14 protein-coding genes are annotated in these 15585 nt (G+C 37.4%); 7 read left to right on the top strand and 7 right to left on the bottom strand.

All coding sequences use genetic code 11. The features are described 5' to 3' along the window. Positions 1-178: 178 nt before the first annotated feature. Positions 179-901 (top strand): LytR/AlgR family response regulator transcription factor, encoded by a 723-nt coding sequence (locus DUT69_RS11750; protein ID WP_113653405.1) that lies wholly within the window; start codon positions 179-181, stop codon positions 899-901. Positions 902-1601: 700 nt separating this feature from the next. Here the strand turns inward: DUT69_RS11750 and DUT69_RS11745 are convergent. Continuing rightward, on the bottom strand, positions 1602-1811 hold the full coding sequence (locus tag DUT69_RS11745) for a hypothetical protein (protein ID WP_205314256.1): 210 nt from the start codon (positions 1809-1811) through the stop codon (positions 1602-1604). Between the two features lie 88 nt (positions 1812-1899). Between DUT69_RS11745 and DUT69_RS11740 the strand changes: the two genes are divergently transcribed. Continuing rightward, positions 1900-2388, top strand: coding sequence for a MarR family winged helix-turn-helix transcriptional regulator (locus tag DUT69_RS11740; protein WP_113653403.1), 489 nt, complete (start codon positions 1900-1902; stop codon positions 2386-2388). Positions 2389-2415: 27 nt separating this feature from the next. Here the strand turns inward: DUT69_RS11740 and DUT69_RS11735 are convergent, their stop codons facing one another. Continuing rightward, positions 2416-3705, bottom strand: coding sequence for an alpha/beta fold hydrolase (locus DUT69_RS11735; protein ID WP_113653402.1), 1290 nt, complete (start codon positions 3703-3705; stop codon positions 2416-2418). A 54-nt stretch (positions 3706-3759) separates the two neighbouring features. Continuing rightward, positions 3760-4890, bottom strand: coding sequence for a serine hydrolase domain-containing protein (locus DUT69_RS11730; RefSeq protein WP_113653401.1), 1131 nt, complete (start codon positions 4888-4890; stop codon positions 3760-3762). 136 nt (positions 4891-5026) lie between these two features. Between DUT69_RS11730 and DUT69_RS11725 the strand changes: the two genes are divergently transcribed. After that, on the top strand, positions 5027-5878 hold the full coding sequence (locus tag DUT69_RS11725; protein WP_113653400.1) for a retropepsin-like aspartic protease: 852 nt from the start codon (positions 5027-5029) through the stop codon (positions 5876-5878). 75 nt (positions 5879-5953) lie between these two features. Here the strand turns inward: DUT69_RS11725 and DUT69_RS11720 are convergent, their stop codons facing one another. Further along, a complete protein-coding gene (locus tag DUT69_RS11720; RefSeq protein WP_113653399.1) occupies positions 5954-6802 on the bottom strand; it encodes a hypothetical protein in 849 nt (282 codons plus the stop codon). 125 nt (positions 6803-6927) lie between these two features. On the opposite strand from DUT69_RS11720, the gene DUT69_RS11715 reads away from it, so the two are divergent. From DUT69_RS11715 to DUT69_RS11705, 3 genes are all read left to right on the top strand, one after another. Further along, a complete protein-coding gene (locus tag DUT69_RS11715) occupies positions 6928-9399 on the top strand; it encodes a mechanosensitive ion channel domain-containing protein (RefSeq protein ID WP_113653398.1) in 2472 nt (823 codons plus the stop codon). 133 nt (positions 9400-9532) lie between these two features. Then, positions 9533-11449 (top strand): beta-N-acetylhexosaminidase, encoded by a 1917-nt coding sequence (locus DUT69_RS11710; RefSeq protein ID WP_113653397.1) that lies wholly within the window; start codon positions 9533-9535, stop codon positions 11447-11449. Positions 11450-11468: 19 nt separating this feature from the next. Continuing rightward, on the top strand, positions 11469-12074 hold the full coding sequence (locus DUT69_RS11705) for a hypothetical protein (protein WP_113653396.1): 606 nt from the start codon (positions 11469-11471) through the stop codon (positions 12072-12074). Between the two features lie 187 nt (positions 12075-12261). Here DUT69_RS11705 and DUT69_RS11700 read toward each other — a convergent pair whose 3' ends face one another. From DUT69_RS11700 to DUT69_RS11690, 3 genes are read right to left on the bottom strand one after another with little or no spacing between them, the layout of a single operon-like run. Further along, positions 12262-12798: a DUF922 domain-containing protein gene (locus DUT69_RS11700; RefSeq protein WP_113653395.1), complete on the bottom strand. Its 537-nt coding sequence runs from the start codon at positions 12796-12798 to the stop codon at positions 12262-12264. A 32-nt stretch (positions 12799-12830) separates the two neighbouring features. Next, the gene (locus DUT69_RS11695) at positions 12831-13427 is read right to left on the bottom strand and encodes a hypothetical protein (protein WP_113653394.1); all 597 of its coding nucleotides are present in this window, start codon (positions 13425-13427) and stop codon (positions 12831-12833) included. Continuing rightward, complete coding sequence (locus DUT69_RS11690; RefSeq protein ID WP_113653393.1) at positions 13414-13911, bottom strand: RNA polymerase sigma factor; 498 nt, start codon at positions 13909-13911, stop codon at positions 13414-13416. The genes DUT69_RS11695 and DUT69_RS11690 overlap by 14 nt, the downstream gene beginning before the upstream one ends. Before the next feature lie 252 nt (positions 13912-14163). On the opposite strand from DUT69_RS11690, the gene DUT69_RS11685 reads away from it, so the two are divergent. Beyond that, on the top strand, positions 14164-15585 hold the full coding sequence (locus tag DUT69_RS11685) for a dicarboxylate/amino acid:cation symporter (protein ID WP_113653392.1): 1422 nt from the start codon (positions 14164-14166) through the stop codon (positions 15583-15585).

The following is a 15585-nucleotide window of genomic DNA, read 5'->3' as shown; positions in this document are numbered from 1 at the left end:
TCGAAACTCGGGATGACAAAGTCCGAAAAAGGGATGATGGAATTCCTGAAGATTGCTTCGGCTCGCTCAAACCTAGGTCTCGCAATGACGTGGTTGTGTTAGATTTTAAAAGCGAAAACGCAAAAGTTTGAAATTAGCTATGAAAAGGCTATTTTGCTTGCTTCAAAGATAATCCCCTATGGTAAATAGATGTGTTTTAATAGATGATGAGCAATATGCGATTGATGCACTAACAAACTACATTGAAGCCATGCCCAATTTAGCAATTGTGGCAACATATACCGATCCTTTGTTGGCTTTAAGCGAATTAAATAAACAAGCCCAAATAGATTTTATTTTTTTGGATATAGAGATGCCTGGAATCTCTGGGCTAGAATTGGGCAAAGAGCTACGGGAAATCTGCAAATTTTTGATTTTTACAACTGGGCACCCTAGTTATGCGGTAGAGGCTTTTGATGTTAAGGCAGATCATTACCTGTTGAAGCCGATTACACTTTCTAAGTTTGCTTTAACTATTAATAAACTTTTGAGCCAAGAAGAACCGAAAGTTAAAGCGAAGCCCGAAAAGAGAAAACTTCAGTTTGTAAAGGGAGACCAAAAGCATAGTTATCATTTTATAGATGAGGATAATATAACGGCAATTATTGCCGACAGAAATAATGTTTATGTGCATACTTTGCAAGATGGTGTGCATGAGGTGCGCTTGAGCCTAAGTCAGGTGGAGAGTGCGTTGGGCGAAGAAAGCTTTATAAGAATTAACAAGTCTACCATTATTGCTAAGGCTCAAATAAGAAAAACAGAAGGCGACAAGGTTATGCTAAAAGATGGCAAAACATATGTGTTAGGTTCGATATTTAAAAAGGCATTTTTAGATTTTATGCAAGCGAATTTGCTTCGTTAATGCGATATTCATTCGCTAGTTGTCACATGTTTAATAATGTGGACAGTTTTTACACTTAGGTTTAACCCCGGGATTAGTTTGTTAAGGTGCCTATTGGATTGATAAAAGCAGAGACATTTGCAAAGTTGAGATAACTAGTAAATGAAGGCTAGTGAATGGTTAGCTCATTAGGATGCCCAATAGAGATGACGTGATAGGGGAAATGGTATTGCTAAGTATTAAATACAGTTTCCATAGTTCCTCCCCCTTGCCCCTCCAAAGGGGGAAATGGTTTGTGCATAAAAGCACTGACGTTGCTAACACGAAATAGTGGGCGGATGCCTGGAAATTCGGCTGTTTAATTTATAGCGATGGGTTTAATTCCCCGGCTTAGATTGTTATAGTGCATCATATGGATTGTTAACGTGGAATTTCCTAAAGTTGAGATAACTAGTAAATGAAGGCTAGTGCATGGTTAGCTCATTAGGATGCCCAGTAGAGATGACGTGATAGGGAAGTGGTATTGCTAGGTATAAAAATGCAGTTTGCATAGTTCCCCCCATTGCCCCCTCCAAAGGGGGCCAGGGTTTGTGCATAAAAGCACTGACGTTGCTAACACGAAATAGTGGGCGGATCCCTTTAAATTCGGCTATATAAAGTAGGGATGACAATTTTGTAATTAGATCACTTCTTCTTCTTAGCTTCCTGAAGGGAGCTCGAATTATAGCAACTCTACGCAAACAAAGTTGCGACTTGAAACAACTGAAACCACTTTTTCAGCTTCAAAATCACCTCCCTCTATTCTAAGGATCTTATCACAGTCTTCCAAGTCAAAGTTAATTCTGTAACTTGGGAAAAGTTGCATTAAACTATCTAGCACGTATTCTGCGAGCAAAGAATTGCCGATATCGGTCTTAAAAATCCTTACCATTGTATAATTTTTTAAATGTTGGGCGAAAGTAATCATTTATTACTAAATAGTAATCATTGATTACATTATTTTTTTGTACTTTTGTTAAGTGAAAGCAAAAGATATTGATGAGAAATTGGAGGAGATTGAGGGTCAGCAGTATAAGAATTGGCAACGTATCAGCTTTAATCTGCGTAAGCACCTAGATAATTGGTCGCACTGCAATGTAAAAGCTTCTTGGCGATTGATGAAACTCTCTTATTGGCCGGTAATTTGTAATATAGGAATTAAAGGTTCTACGGCATCGGAGCTTTCGAAAAAATCGATGATCAACAAACAGAACATCAGCAGAACCATAAAAGAGCTGGAAGAGCATAAGTTGATTACCACAAGGATGAACGAAAATGACAGAAGGAGTGAGGTGCTTGAACTGACAGAGGAAGGTAAACAACTGATTTTTGAAACCAATACTGAGGTGCTAAAAATGAATGACATTTATAGTAAACTGGTAGGCGAAAAAGATCTAAACATTGCCATTTCGGTGCTTAATAAAATACTCGACTATCATGAGCGACTGGAAAGTGATAAAATCGATTGAACCAATCGCTCTGCATGATTTATAAATCTAATTTTCTAGAAAATCCAATACCGCTTGGTTAAACAACTGCGAGATTTTCTTAGGTGCCTCATGGTCTGCTCCTTTAAAAATTAGCAATTTGCTATCCTGAATCTTTTCGGCTATTAGCTTAGTATGTTTTTCTTTCACCACATCGTATTGCCCAGCCATTACCAAAGTTGGTGCTTGTATTTTGTTTAGAGAATCTGGGTTGATGTTAGGTTCCGTTAGCAAAAGCATTTTTAACCTGTAATCCATATTTGATTCGGCTATGCCTTTGTCTTTCATTTCCTTTACCTGCTTGCGGATGAGCTTATTCGTTTCTGAAGTAACAGAACTATCGTCGTTGAAAAGTACTGTTCCCATAACTGCCATTTTTTTTACCTTGTCAGGATATTGCATCGCCAATATCAGTGCAATATTACCACCATCGCTCCAGCCCAAAATGTTTACATTTTTAAGCTGTAATTGTTGTAAAAAGGCGTTTACATCTTTCGCCATCAGCTCGTAGGTTATTTTGGTGCTGTCGCCAGTAGATTTCCCCTGTCCGCGACTATCGAGGGCGATTACTTTATATTTTTTGCTTAAGACATCCACTTGATTTTCAAAACTGGCAATGGAAGAGTTGTTGCCATGCAACAATAGCAGGGGTTCGCCATCGCCATAAATTTCGTAGTAAAGTTTAATTCCATTAACATCGATACTTTTTCCGGTGTTGGGGTTGTTGCCAAGACTTGGTGCCGATTGCACGGTTGAATTATCTACAAACAAAGATTGCTTTCCGGAGAATACTTTTTCTTTAGACAAAGTCAATTTAGTGTTTTTGTCTAGTCCCATTGATTGCCAGTTTAGCAGTGTGTCGTTTTCGAAACCGGCATTTTTTAAGGGTATTTCAATTTTATTTTTTCCATCATTTACAAAAAGCTTAAACTCATCTAGGTAATAGCTGGCGCTACCAGCAAAGGCGATACTAGGCGCTAAATATTTCGCCCCTTTCTCAATCTTTCCGGCTAATTGGTAAGTGCTCCATTCATCTTTTTTAAAATAGTCGCCGGCGTTGTCATTGTAAAGGGTCTGTTTAAGCTGTTTACCATCTTCATTTATCGATCGTGCACCCAATACTGCCCAAGAACCGTTGGTAATAGCATTAACATAAAATATCTTTCCCTCAAGAATAAAGTTTTTACCCTGGTATTTTTCTATATCCACAGCCTGATAGATTTCAAAAAACTGTGCGTATGATTTTGGGGAGGTTACGAAAAGAAGTATTGCAAAAGTGTATAGCTTAAATTTTAGCATGTCTATTTTATTCTGAAAAGGTTTTTTAAAATCGCAACGGCGAATTGGAGAAATTTAGTTTTTGGTATTTAGGTTCATTATTTTTTCTGAGAGTGCAATAAGTTCGTTCTGTGTGCTTGGGTCTGCTTGATTAGAAAGTAAAACAACACCCGAATTAAGTTCAGGGTAAAACACCATATAGCCACTAAAACCTAGACTTCCGCCCGTGTGCGAGATACTACGTTTGCCACCACTTGCTTGTTTCACTTTCCAGTTAAGGGCAATAGCTCCATCTTCAAGCTTTCCAAAAGTAGTTTTATGCGATAAATTGACTACATCATTCGTCTCATCTAATTGAAACGCCATATATTTTAACATGTCTGATGTTGATGAAGCAATGCTGGCTGCTACTTGTAAATCCTGCCAATCTATAAATGGCATTTCACGTCCTTTGCCATCATAACCCTTAGCTATTTGAGCTGGCAGTTTTCCAGGTTTTAAAAGATGAGTGTTTCTCATTTTAAGCGGTTTGCTGAAATGTTTATTCAACAGGTTATCAAAAGAATCTTGATAGACTCGCTCCATAATATAGCCTAAAAGTTGGGCGGCGGTATTACAATGCCGAGCAACGCTACCGGGTAAAACCTGTAATTTTACATCATGTAAATCTCTATAAAAATCTTGTCGGCTGTATTTTGTATGAACCGAATCTAGGATATAGGGAATGGAATCTGGATCTGCTTTTCCAAAGATATCTTTATCGGGCATCCAGTTAGGTAGTGCAGAGGTAAGGTTAGCTAAGTTAAGTAAGGTAATTGGTGTTCCGTTGTAAACCAAATTAGGGTAATCGTCATTTAAGTGCTTCCGAATATCGTCGTTTAGGCTTACTTTTTTATCGATAACGGCATGTGCCAGCAAAGTAGCGCTAAATGTTTTTGTGATTGATGCGAGCTCATAAACCGTATTTTTTGTGGGTAATAAAGATTTATTTATTTGTGTTGAGCCGTAGTTGTAGAAATAAGACTGACCGTTTTTTATGATTCCTATTGACAAACCAACTCGGGCAGTGTTTCCCATAAATGCAGTAACTGATTGTGACACCAAAGTATCAAGGGGCGTTTTTAGTTTATTATCAGAAGCGAACCTTTGAGCATAGCCGTTTGATAACTGGATTAGCAAGGCAAAAAATACAATTGCTTTTCTCATGGAGTTGATTGTTTGTTAGAAGACGAGGAGATAGTGGAAATGGTTGCATGTAGGAATGATAATTCTGCAACCACTATTTTTTGTTTATTGTAACTTCGTTGCTTTTCGATAATCAAATAGACAAAATTATTAATATATGAAAGTTGATGCCTACAAGTTTTTCGCCTTTGGCTTATTGTTCTTCTTAAGTTCGGCGGTATATGCACAAAAAACTCCTGTTCAAATTTTGCCTTCTGGACATCTAATTGCGAAGGCAACTGTAAACGGAAAAGAAGGAAGCTTTATTTTTGATACAGGAGGAGGTATAAATTTGTTCTTTGATAGTTTTGCTAAAGATCTGAAACAGAAAAGTTCTTATAATTTTCTGACAGCTCATCGAGCAACCGGCGAAAAGGTAGAAGTTCCGTTATTTGAAAGTGAGGAGATAAGCTTTGCAGGGAAAAAATTTAATAAAATACCCTATGCTACTTTTGATATGAAAATTAATGGGATAGATGGTTTAATCTCGCTCCAAATGTTTGCGGAAACGGATTTTGTTATCGATTTTGAAAAGAAAGAGATTGTGTTAATGGATTTAGCAAAGCTGAAAAACGCAAAGTCTTTTGATATACAATTGACTACACACGCCGATAAATCGACAGATATTTCTACTTATGTTATGCTTAATGGAAAATATAAAATACAGGTATTGCTTGATTCTGGCGCAGGTAACGATTCTTTTTGGTTAAGCGGCAAGCTTATTGAAACGCTTGGTTTAGATAAAGGCAAATTACAGTTTGTTGAACGAAAAAGTGAATTTGACGAAAACCTGAAAACAAAGTTTTATGCCGGTGAGATTGAATCTTTAGCCAACCCATTTGTAACTTTAAGCCGACCAAAAGTAACTTTTGTTGATGGATTGATCTACGAGGGTAAAACAAGTATCAATTGGTTAGGCAAAAAAATTGGGATAAGCCTAAAACAGAAGAAAATGTATATTCTTGATTAGCTTTAGGTTTCGATTGCTCAAATAGCTTTTAAGGTATGGTAACCTGACAGTATCGATGTAATTGTTAACTTTCTATTATTTACGATATAAAGGACTGCGTTTTAATAGATATTGCAAGGGGCTATTGTAGCCACCGTCTGTATTTGAGAAAAATGCTTTGTGCGTTTGATTATAAATACTAGCATTAGTGTCTGTATAGATAGTTAAACTTACAGCAACGTCATAACGTTGTTCTGCACTAGAAAAAGTAGAACCAGAAGACTTAACACCTGTAATTTTATCGTTCCCGTTTCTTTTAACTGTACTATTCGAGTTATCGCTGGCGTAGCTAGTTTGCGCCGCTTTATTCTGCTTTATTGAACCGTCTATTACATACTCAACCCCTAGCATATTACAAAGCTCGTTCATGGTAAATCCAGTAATGTTTTGTTTGGTTACATTAGCTTTTGCTAATAATGCATTGGTAGTTCTAGGATCTAGCAGGGTGTAGCCCGCCGAATGTTGCGAAAGAAACGCGTAAGTGTCTTGTTGCGCACTTAATCCAATTTCATCTGCCCCTGGCTGGTTCTCTATTACAAAATGAAAGGGTAAAACTGCAATACGATTATGGTGGTCTGCTGGCGTGCCTTTCATTACCACTTGATCATCTTTGCGTAGGTCGGATGGTAGGGCTACCTGATTTATAATTTCTACCCGGCCACTAGCGTGGGTAATTTTAAGGATATCAGATTTTTTTACGGTATACTCTAAAGTTTCTCCACTGTATATAAAAGTAAGTTCGCTATCGGCAATCTTCGTAATCTTGCCTTTCATCTCCTCGCCGTTTAGTTTAAGGATAACATCTGTTTTTTCTGTGCTAGCAGTTTGTGCATATACACCCGTAGTTAAAAGCGTAAGAAATAAAAATTTTAAAAAATGTTTCATGAGAGGATAGTTTTGTTATAAAATTAGGTCTTTTGAGGATAAAAACAGGTTTTTTAATAAAAAATTTCTATTTTCAAATTATTAACCTAAAGTTAATCGATTTCTCGTAAAATAAATAATTGAAAATGTCATCTCGCGTTTTTCGAGTACTAAAACTTACCATGTTGTTGCTTTTTATCAGCTATGCTGTTGGCGCACAACAAAAAGATACCGTTAAAAACGATACTGACCGCATTAAACCTGGTTTTGTAGAGCGGATGCAGCAATTTGCAAAGGCGTCTGAAAAAAGCAGTGCTGATGATATTGAGGCAGATAAGGCTGCTCAGAAACAAGAAGAAACCCTAGCGGAGATAAAAAAGAACCTTCAACGGGCAAAAATATATCTTAGAACTAGTTTAGATTCGCTATCGGCGAAAAGAGAATTAAAGCTAATTGCCAACCATACTAAAATTGCTGGCGATGGTGTTTTTAGCCATAAGGAATCGGTGCAAACGTTTAGAAATTTAGTTACAGCGCAAAAGTTGCTAAATACGCTATCCATAAGGTGTAAGTTGCAAAAAGATGAACTTGATAAGCAAAAAAGGCAACTTTCTAACTATAAATATCAAATCGATTCGCTATCGGGCATTAAGGCTTTGTTCCGTTTTCCTACGGATTCGGCTAAACTTCGAAAGTACATGGAGTCTTTGGTGGTAATGGCAAAAGAAGTATCGCCTGTAGATAGCCTGTTAAACCGTCGTATTTTGCAGGTTCAAGCGCTACAAAATCAAGCCAACCTACAACTATTCGAACTTGAGACCTATTTAGATGAGATAGAGCGCTATCAGAAAAAAATGTCTGATGATTTTTTTAAAAGTGAATACGATTTTATCTGGAAGCCAAACCAATACTCGAACAGTTTGGGTAAAATATTAAGCTATTCTATTCAAAAGACTAAACTTAATTTGAATTTTTTTACCCGTAGCAATATCGGTATCGTTTTTAGTTTGTTTTTGCTCGTTGCAGTTTGTTATGCCTTTATCATTACCCTAAAAAATGCCTATGTTAAAGAAGTAGGAAATAACGAAATTAAAGAAGATCAGCTGATTCTAAGGTACCCTTTAATTTCTGCTGTATTCCTAATAGCCAATCTTGGTCAGTTTCTCTTTAGCAATCCACCATTTGTATTCAGCTTAATCTTGTGGCTTACAGCTTCATGTTGCCTAGGTTCTTTAATGAGCGGTTATATTTCGCGGTTTTGGATGAAAGCTTGGTTGAGCATGTTTTTGTTGTTTGCCTTAGCTTGTCTAAATAATTTAATACTGCAGGGTTCTATGCCAGAACGCTGGTTTATACTTGTTTTGTCTGGCGCCGGGATTTTGGTTGGGTGTTGGATCTTTAAAGCGAAAAGACAAAATGAACTTAGAGAAAGCTTAATTATTTACGCCATAGGGCTAATGGTGGCTTTAGAAACCCTCGCATTTGTATTTATCATTTTTGGTAATTATAATTTGGCAAAGGCACTTTTGGTTGCAGGTTATGTTAACGTAATTATTGCTATTCTCTTTCTGTGGACTGTAAGGTTGATTAACCAGGGTTTACAACTTGCCTTTATCCTTTACACCAAACAAGATAAAAGCCTTTTCTTTATGAATTTTGACAAAGTTGGTCAGCGTGCACCCACTTTGCTTTATGTGTTGCTTGTATTGGGTTGGCTGATACTTTTTGGCAGAAATTTTCCTGCTTATGCTTTTATTGTAGAGCCTGTACGCAACTTCTTTTTCGATCAGCGGGCAATTGGCAGTTATAGTTTTAGCATTAGCAATTTAATTTTGTTCTTTTTTGTGGTTTCAACGGCTGTTGTAGTGTCAAAGGTCGTATCATTTTTTGCCGTAGATAAACGCATACTTACCCGCCAGCAAGGAATGACAAAAGGCATTGGAAGCTGGATATTGCTTATACGCATTACCATTATTTTAATTGGATTGTTTTTGGCCTTCGCCTCGGTAGGCATCCCGATAGATAAAATTGCAATTGTACTAGGCGCATTAGGCGTGGGTATCGGTTTCGGATTGCAATCGTTGGTAAATAATTTGGTAAGCGGTTTGGTTATCGCATTCGAGAAACCACTAAACCTAGACGACGAGGTTGAAGTGAGCGGAAAAATGGGCACTGTTAAGTCCATCGGTTTCCGGAGCAGTGTTATTTCTACGGTAGACGGAGCCGAAATTGTAATGCCCAACGGCGATTTACTGAATTCTCATCTCGTAAATTGGTCAAGTGGCTCGGCTAGGCGCAGGTTTACCATCGCCATTAATGTTGCTCACCATGCAGATCTAAAGTTAATAAAAGAAGAAATTATCGCCATTGCAATTGCCGATGAGCGCATTGCTAAACATCCTGAGCCTAGTGTTTTCTTTCAGGATATTAATGCCGATGCCCTAGAATTACGCTTAAATTGTTGGACAAAGCAGTCGAAGCAACTTACAGAGATCAAGAGCGATTTGATTTTGCTTATCAACCAGTTCTTTTTAGCGAATAACATTCCATTTGCACACCCTAAACAAGAGGTTTTTGTACACGATATTCCAAAAGATAAAAAGAATTTGAAACCTTAAAATCAAAATATTTTAAGCTCAGGCGAAAAAAAAATGCTAGCGCTTTTCTGCCTTCTATCGTTTTTCCTATTAATTAAACTCGCTTACTATTTTAAGCTAAAATTTATATCTTGGACAATCAAAATCAAACCGTATGAAAAAACTCTATTTTTTGCTTTTAATTAGTGCTTTTAGTTTAACTGTTTTTGCGCAAAGCGATGAGAACATGGGTATTATACCAGTTCCGGCAAGCATAAAAAAAAATAGTGGACAATTTGTATTAGACAAAACGGTGGTTTTAGTAAGCGCAGAAGCTACAAATGCAAAAAATGCCGATTTACTTAATGCCTTTATTGTAAGTAAAGGCGGTTTTGCATTAAGAACAGAAAAGGCTTTAACAAAAGGGCAAAAGGCAATTGTGCTTACTGCTGTTGGTGCAGATGAGTTGCCAGCAGAGGGATACTCGATTAACATAAGTACTAATGAAATTAAGGTTGTAGGTAAAGATGCAGGCTTGTTTTACGCCATACAATCGCTTATGCAGTTAATGCCTGAGAAAAAAAACGATAAAATTACAATACAGGCCGCCACGATAAAAGACTATCCAAGATTTGGCTATCGTGGTTTGCATTTAGATGTAGCCCGACATTTTTACCCTAGCTCTTTTGTTAAGAAATACATCGATAGGATGGCTGCTTATAAGTTAAATACTTTTCACTGGCATTTAACCGACGACCAGGGTTGGCGAATAGAAATTAAAAAATATCCGAAGTTAACAACCATTGGCGCTAGCAGAAATGGAACTATTGTAGGTAATTATCCGGGTACTGGAGGTACAGACGAAGTGCCGTATAAAGGGCATTACACACAAGAAGAAATTAAAGAGGTTGTTGCCTATGCAGCGAGTAAATATATCACGGTAGTGCCAGAAATAGAAATGCCGGGCCATGCTTCTGCAGCTATTGCCGCTTACCCAGAGTTAAGCTGTTTTCCCGAGCGTGATACTTGGGTGGGCGAAAACGCACCTTGGTCTGGTACTAGAAAAGGGAAACAAGTGCAACAAACTTGGGGCGTGTTTGATGATGTTTTCGTTCCCTCAGAAAATACATTTAAGTTTTTAGAAGGCGTTTTAGATGAAGTTATCACGTTGTTTCCTTCAAAATATATACACATAGGTGGCGATGAATGCCCGAAAGCGTATTGGAAAGAATCGGCTTTTTGCCAACAGCTAATTAAGGATTTAAACCTAAAAGACGAACATGGATTGCAAAGTTATTTTATCCAAAGGATGGAGAAATACCTGAACGCTAAAGGTAAGTCTATTATCGGTTGGGATGAGATTTTGGAAGGTGGATTAGCGCCAAATGCTACGGTTATGTCGTGGAGAGGTGTTGATGGAGGTATTGAAGCGGCAAAACTTAACCACGATGTAATTATGACCCCGGGTTCCATGGGCTTATATTTCGATCATAAGTCGTCGGCTTCGCCGGATGAGCCTTTAACCATAAGTGGTTTACAATCTGGCTTTTCAAACTATACTAAAGTTTACAATTACGATCCAGTTCCAAGCGTATTACCTGCCGAGCAGAAAAAATTTGTTAGAGGCGTGCAAGGAAATGTTTGGACCGAGTATATAGAAAGCGCCGAAAAAGTAGAATATATGATTTTGCCGAAAATGTTGGCCTTATCTGAAATTGCGTGGGGGCAATTGGACAGAAAGAACTTAACTAATTTTACTGAAGAACGCTTGCCTTTGCATTTGGCAAAGCTTGATGGCGCTGGAACTAATTACTGGGTTCCAACACCAATTGGGCAAACTGCAGGTATTTTAAATGGAAAAGAACATACAATATCTTTAAAAACACCGGTGGCAGGCGCCAAAATTTATTACACTTTGGATAATTATCGCCCAACAGAAACCGGTGCTTTGTACACAACCCCATTTAAGGTAAATGTTCCGGAAGGAAAGAAAAAGATTTTGAAAACGGTAGTAATTACGCCAAGTGGCAAAAGAAGTGTAGTGTTAGAAACTGTGCTTAACAATGGCGCAACGGATGTAAAAACAAAATAAAAATAGACGAACAAAACCCATGAAACTTATCAGCTTTAATAAAACTGCATCCCTGGCAATTGCCGGATTATTATTTTTAGTTGCTTGTACTAGTGAAGAAAAACCATCGCCTGTGGCAACTAACCCAACTGTTGCGGTTAAACAAGTTAATCCATTTCCTTTTTATAAAAACATGGAGATTAAGCCTGGGTTTAATTTTGAAGTAGTAAGTTGGGGTAAGGGGGTAGATAGTGTTGGCGGTTATTTAATTTTAATGTCTGATTCGGTTAAGAACAATTATAAATCTATTGCTGTAGAGCGAAAAGGGATTATTACCGATGCTTGGAATATGGATTTGGATAACGACGGAAATCCGGAGATTTATGTGCAGTATGTAGTAAGAAAAGACGTGAGCGACATGAATGTGTATGAATTCGCAGGAAATAGTTTTGATAAAATTAGTTTTCCGGGTTTAAATACAACAAAAGGATACGAAGGGAAAGATCAGTTCTTTGTTAAGAATGGGGAATTATTCAGGTCTGTTCCAATTGTGAGCGTAGACAGCGGAAAAACGACAACACTAGTTAAAACTTTACAGTATCGCTTAAGAGGCAACAGTTTTACGCCTAGCGAAGTTGGTAAATAAGTTGCCAGTTTCAGTTTGGCTTATCGGTTAACTATTTTTGGTCGAAAATAAGAGTCCAGACCTTGTTCTTCCGGTTTCTCAGCCTTCGGATTCCAGACTTTTACTCTTGGATAAATATTCCCTCAACTCGGAGTTTCAGCCTATTCGCGTTCACACCACTTACAACTTACAAGCTAGTGCGTAGAGCTTAAAACTTCGCCATTTCTTTACGCAAAAATTCATCCCAACGAGCTTGCACCTCATCGTCTGAGCCGTGTTTGGTTTCATCGTCGTAACGGTCTTGCATTTTGCTATAATAGTCGCTTACTTTATTCGCGGTAGCTTGAATTAAACGTTTATGATTTCCGATGGTGTAGCGCTGGTCTCTAATGGTTATTTCGCCATTTTTTAATAGTAGGAAATTGATGTAAACGTGGCCTTGCTCATGGTTTAGCAGTTTTCTGCTTGCGTTTTTATCTCTAATTCTGCTTCTTTTTACCCATGATTTTTCTGGTTCTACACCAGCTAAGAATTTAAAATCTATGGATAATTTATTGTTTCTGATTTTAGAGGTATAACTATATTGCCATTGAGTTGCAGTTACTGCAGCATAGGGCGAATGCTGATCTGGCTCTCCTTGAAAATGAGTATCCCAATCTAACTGTTCGGGTAAAGCATTTTGTGTTTTAAAAGCACTAAAAATTATAAATAATATAAAAGATGCTACGCCAATTTCTTTTCTCATCAGAAAATTAGAACGAAAGCTGTGCCAAGAAATTATACTTGTTCGTTAAATTGTGCGCTAATACGTTCAAATTTCTCAATTAGTAATGCAATGCGTTCTTTGTCGCGTTTTATAACTGCTTTTCTAACTAATGTCGAGCAGAAAATCATCCAGCCTAAACTAATGCCGATAAGCGTAATTTGCGCCCAGATTTGCATGTGATTTAAAATTTCTACGAAAAAGAAGGTCATACCTAAAGAAAGTGCAATGGTGTAAAACCAATACAGTTTATTATAAAGTGATAATCGATCTAATTGATAAAGTTTTAAGCTATTTAAAAATTGGTTCGGATTAGCGGTAATATCATTTTTAGCTATAATGCGATGGTTGTTGTATAAAATCAGCGTGTAAACAGCCACTACCAAAACAATAATGCTAATGCCAAGATGGGTTGTCCACGATTGGAAGTTAAAAAACCATAGGCAGGCAACAGCCAAAAAAGAAAGTACCATGCCTATAATGTTTAGCATAGATTTATTTCTTAAGGTGCTAACCTCTTTTTTAGCTTGCGAGAGCATTTCATCGGCAGATATTTTAACATCAACCGTATGCTTAGCCCAAAGGGCTTCTATTTGATCAAATTCTTGCATGTTGATTGTATAATTCTGTCAATTTTTGTTTTATGCGATGAATTTTAACTCTCAAATTTCCCTCGCTAATGCCAGAGATTTCTGCAATTTCGTTATATGGCAATTCATCTAATACCATTGTAATAATCAACCTATCGTTTTCTTCTAGTTTTGAAATTGATTTGTAAAGCAAGGCAACCTGTTCGTTTTTCTCAGAATATTCTTCTATTCTGTTTTCGATAATGTTGTCCGTTAATTCATCTTTAGCTTGGCGTTTTTCAGACCTTAGATACGTTAAACATGTGTTTACTGCAATGCGATAAATCCACGTAGAAATCAATGATTTATTTCTGAATTTATCTAGGTTCTGCCAAACTTTTAAGAAAGTTTCCTGCAGTAGGTCATTTGCCGCATCCTTATCGCCAGTGTAACCATAGCACAAATGGAAAATCTTCTTAGAGTTTTTATCGAATATTTCCTTAAATATGACGTCTTTTTGGCTCATTAATGATTGATGCTACTGTTTTTAGATAGCGATAGGCTACAGATGTTACACAGTTTTGTGCCCAAAAATAATATTTGTTTGCTTACTTTGCGCAATTATTTATTTTTGCCATTCTCGTTTGTACGGTAAATAGTCTTGCGACATGAGATTATGTAGAAAAATAGGTATCATTACAGCAATTTTTCTAAAATAAGTAACCAAATAAACCTACAAGTGCCCTAATTAATTAGGTGCTAAACAAATATTAGCTAAATGAAAAAAAACAAAGTTGGGCAAATTACCTTAGTAGTTATCACCATTGCCATACTGCTAACCGTACTGCATGAATTTAATATCGTTGCGGTTCCCGATCAATGGATGATGGCCATGCGTTGGCTCGTTGCCGCTGTTTTGTTTGTGTATGCAAGTGTTAAAAGAAATTTAACTACCTGGATTTTGGTTTGTATGATATTTGGCGTTTTTGTAGGGCTGGATTTTCCCAATGTGGCTGCCGCTTTACATCCTTTAAGCAAGGGTTTTATAAAATTAGTAAAAACAATTGTTGGCCCAATTCTTTTCGGAACCTTGGTGTTTGGTATTGCTGGTCATTCAGATTTAAAGCAGGTTGGTCGTATGGCTTGGAAATCGATGTTGTATTTCTTTTGTGCCACTTCTTGCGCTATTTTTATTGGTTTAGCAGTTATAAACATTACTCATGCAGGTGTTGGGGTAGATATAAGTCAGATGCCGCAAGAACAGTTGCCTACAGCAAAAATGGTAGACAAAGAGTTGGAGGCTTTACCAGAAAATGTTCATGGGATTTACAAGTTTACGCATTTTATTTACGAGTTATTTCCGGAGAATGTAGTTAAGTCTATGTACGAAAATAAGGTACTACAGATAGTAGTATTTTCAGTTTTGTTCGGTATAGGTTTAGCTATGGTAGAGGAGAAAAAACGTAAACCATTGGTAGATCTTGTGGAAAGTCTCTCCGAAGCCATGTTCAAGTTTACCAATATCATTATGTATTTTGCGCCTATTGGCGTAGGTGCAGCAATGGCTTACACGGTGGGGCATTTGGGTATAGATATTTTAAAAAATCTCTTCATGCTATTAGGTTCGCTTTACATCGCCCTAATTGTATTTATACTATTGGTTTTTGTACCGATAATGATTTTCCTAAAAATTCCAATCAAGAAATTTATACAATCTGTTAAAGAGCCCGTTTCTATCGCATTTGCAACTACCAGTTCAGACGCTGCCCTGCCAAAGGCGATGAGCAATATGGAGCGTTTCGGTGTGCCTCGTAAAATTGTTTCGTTTGTTATACCAACCGGTTATAGTTTTAACCTAGATGGTACCTCGTTATACTTATCGTTGGCGTCTATTTTTGTGGCTCAAGCTGCGGGTATGGATTTGAGCGTTGGTCAGCAATTAGCTATCGCATTTACCCTGATGATTACCAGTAAAGGCGTTGCTGCGGTTCCTAGAGCATCTTTAATTGTACTTATTGCTACGGCAGAGCAATTTGGTTTACCCGTATTTATTATAGCAGCTATTTTAGGTATAGATGAGCTAATGGATATGGCCAGAACATCTGTTAACGTAATAGGTAACTGTTTAGCTACCGTAGTTGTGGCAAAGTGGGAGGGTGAGTTTGATGAGGAAGCAGCCAAGAATTTCAAAGAAGATTAA

The sequence above is a fragment of the Pedobacter namyangjuensis genome (assembly GCF_003313325.1).
GTDB classification, from domain to species: Bacteria; Bacteroidota; Bacteroidia; order Sphingobacteriales; family Sphingobacteriaceae; genus Pedobacter; species Pedobacter namyangjuensis.
This window is presented reverse-complemented; position numbering and strand designations above follow the sequence as displayed.

Bases quoted from the DNA above. Each gene is read 5' to 3' on its own strand.
- DUT69_RS11750 (WP_113653405.1), top strand. From the start codon at position 179: ATGGTAAATAGATGTGTTTTAATAGATGATGAGCAATATGCGATTGAT.
- DUT69_RS11745 (WP_205314256.1), bottom strand. From the start codon at position 1,811: ATGGTAAGGATTTTTAAGACCGATATCGGCAATTCTTTGCTCGCAGAA.
- DUT69_RS11735 (WP_113653402.1), bottom strand. From the start codon at position 3,705: ATGCTAAAATTTAAGCTATACACTTTTGCAATACTTCTTTTCGTAACC.
- DUT69_RS11730 (WP_113653401.1), bottom strand. From the start codon at position 4,890: ATGAGAAAAGCAATTGTATTTTTTGCCTTGCTAATCCAGTTATCAAAC.
- DUT69_RS11725 (WP_113653400.1), top strand. From the start codon at position 5,027: ATGAAAGTTGATGCCTACAAGTTTTTCGCCTTTGGCTTATTGTTCTTC.
- DUT69_RS11720 (WP_113653399.1), bottom strand. From the start codon at position 6,802: ATGAAACATTTTTTAAAATTTTTATTTCTTACGCTTTTAACTACGGGT.
- DUT69_RS11715 (WP_113653398.1), top strand. From the start codon at position 6,928: ATGTCATCTCGCGTTTTTCGAGTACTAAAACTTACCATGTTGTTGCTT.
- DUT69_RS11710 (WP_113653397.1), top strand. From the start codon at position 9,533: ATGAAAAAACTCTATTTTTTGCTTTTAATTAGTGCTTTTAGTTTAACT.
- DUT69_RS11705 (WP_113653396.1), top strand. From the start codon at position 11,469: ATGAAACTTATCAGCTTTAATAAAACTGCATCCCTGGCAATTGCCGGA.
- DUT69_RS11700 (WP_113653395.1), bottom strand. From the start codon at position 12,798: ATGAGAAAAGAAATTGGCGTAGCATCTTTTATATTATTTATAATTTTT.
- DUT69_RS11695 (WP_113653394.1), bottom strand. From the start codon at position 13,427: ATGCAAGAATTTGATCAAATAGAAGCCCTTTGGGCTAAGCATACGGTT.
- DUT69_RS11690 (WP_113653393.1), bottom strand. From the start codon at position 13,911: ATGAGCCAAAAAGACGTCATATTTAAGGAAATATTCGATAAAAACTCT.
- DUT69_RS11685 (WP_113653392.1), top strand. From the start codon at position 14,164: ATGAAAAAAAACAAAGTTGGGCAAATTACCTTAGTAGTTATCACCATT.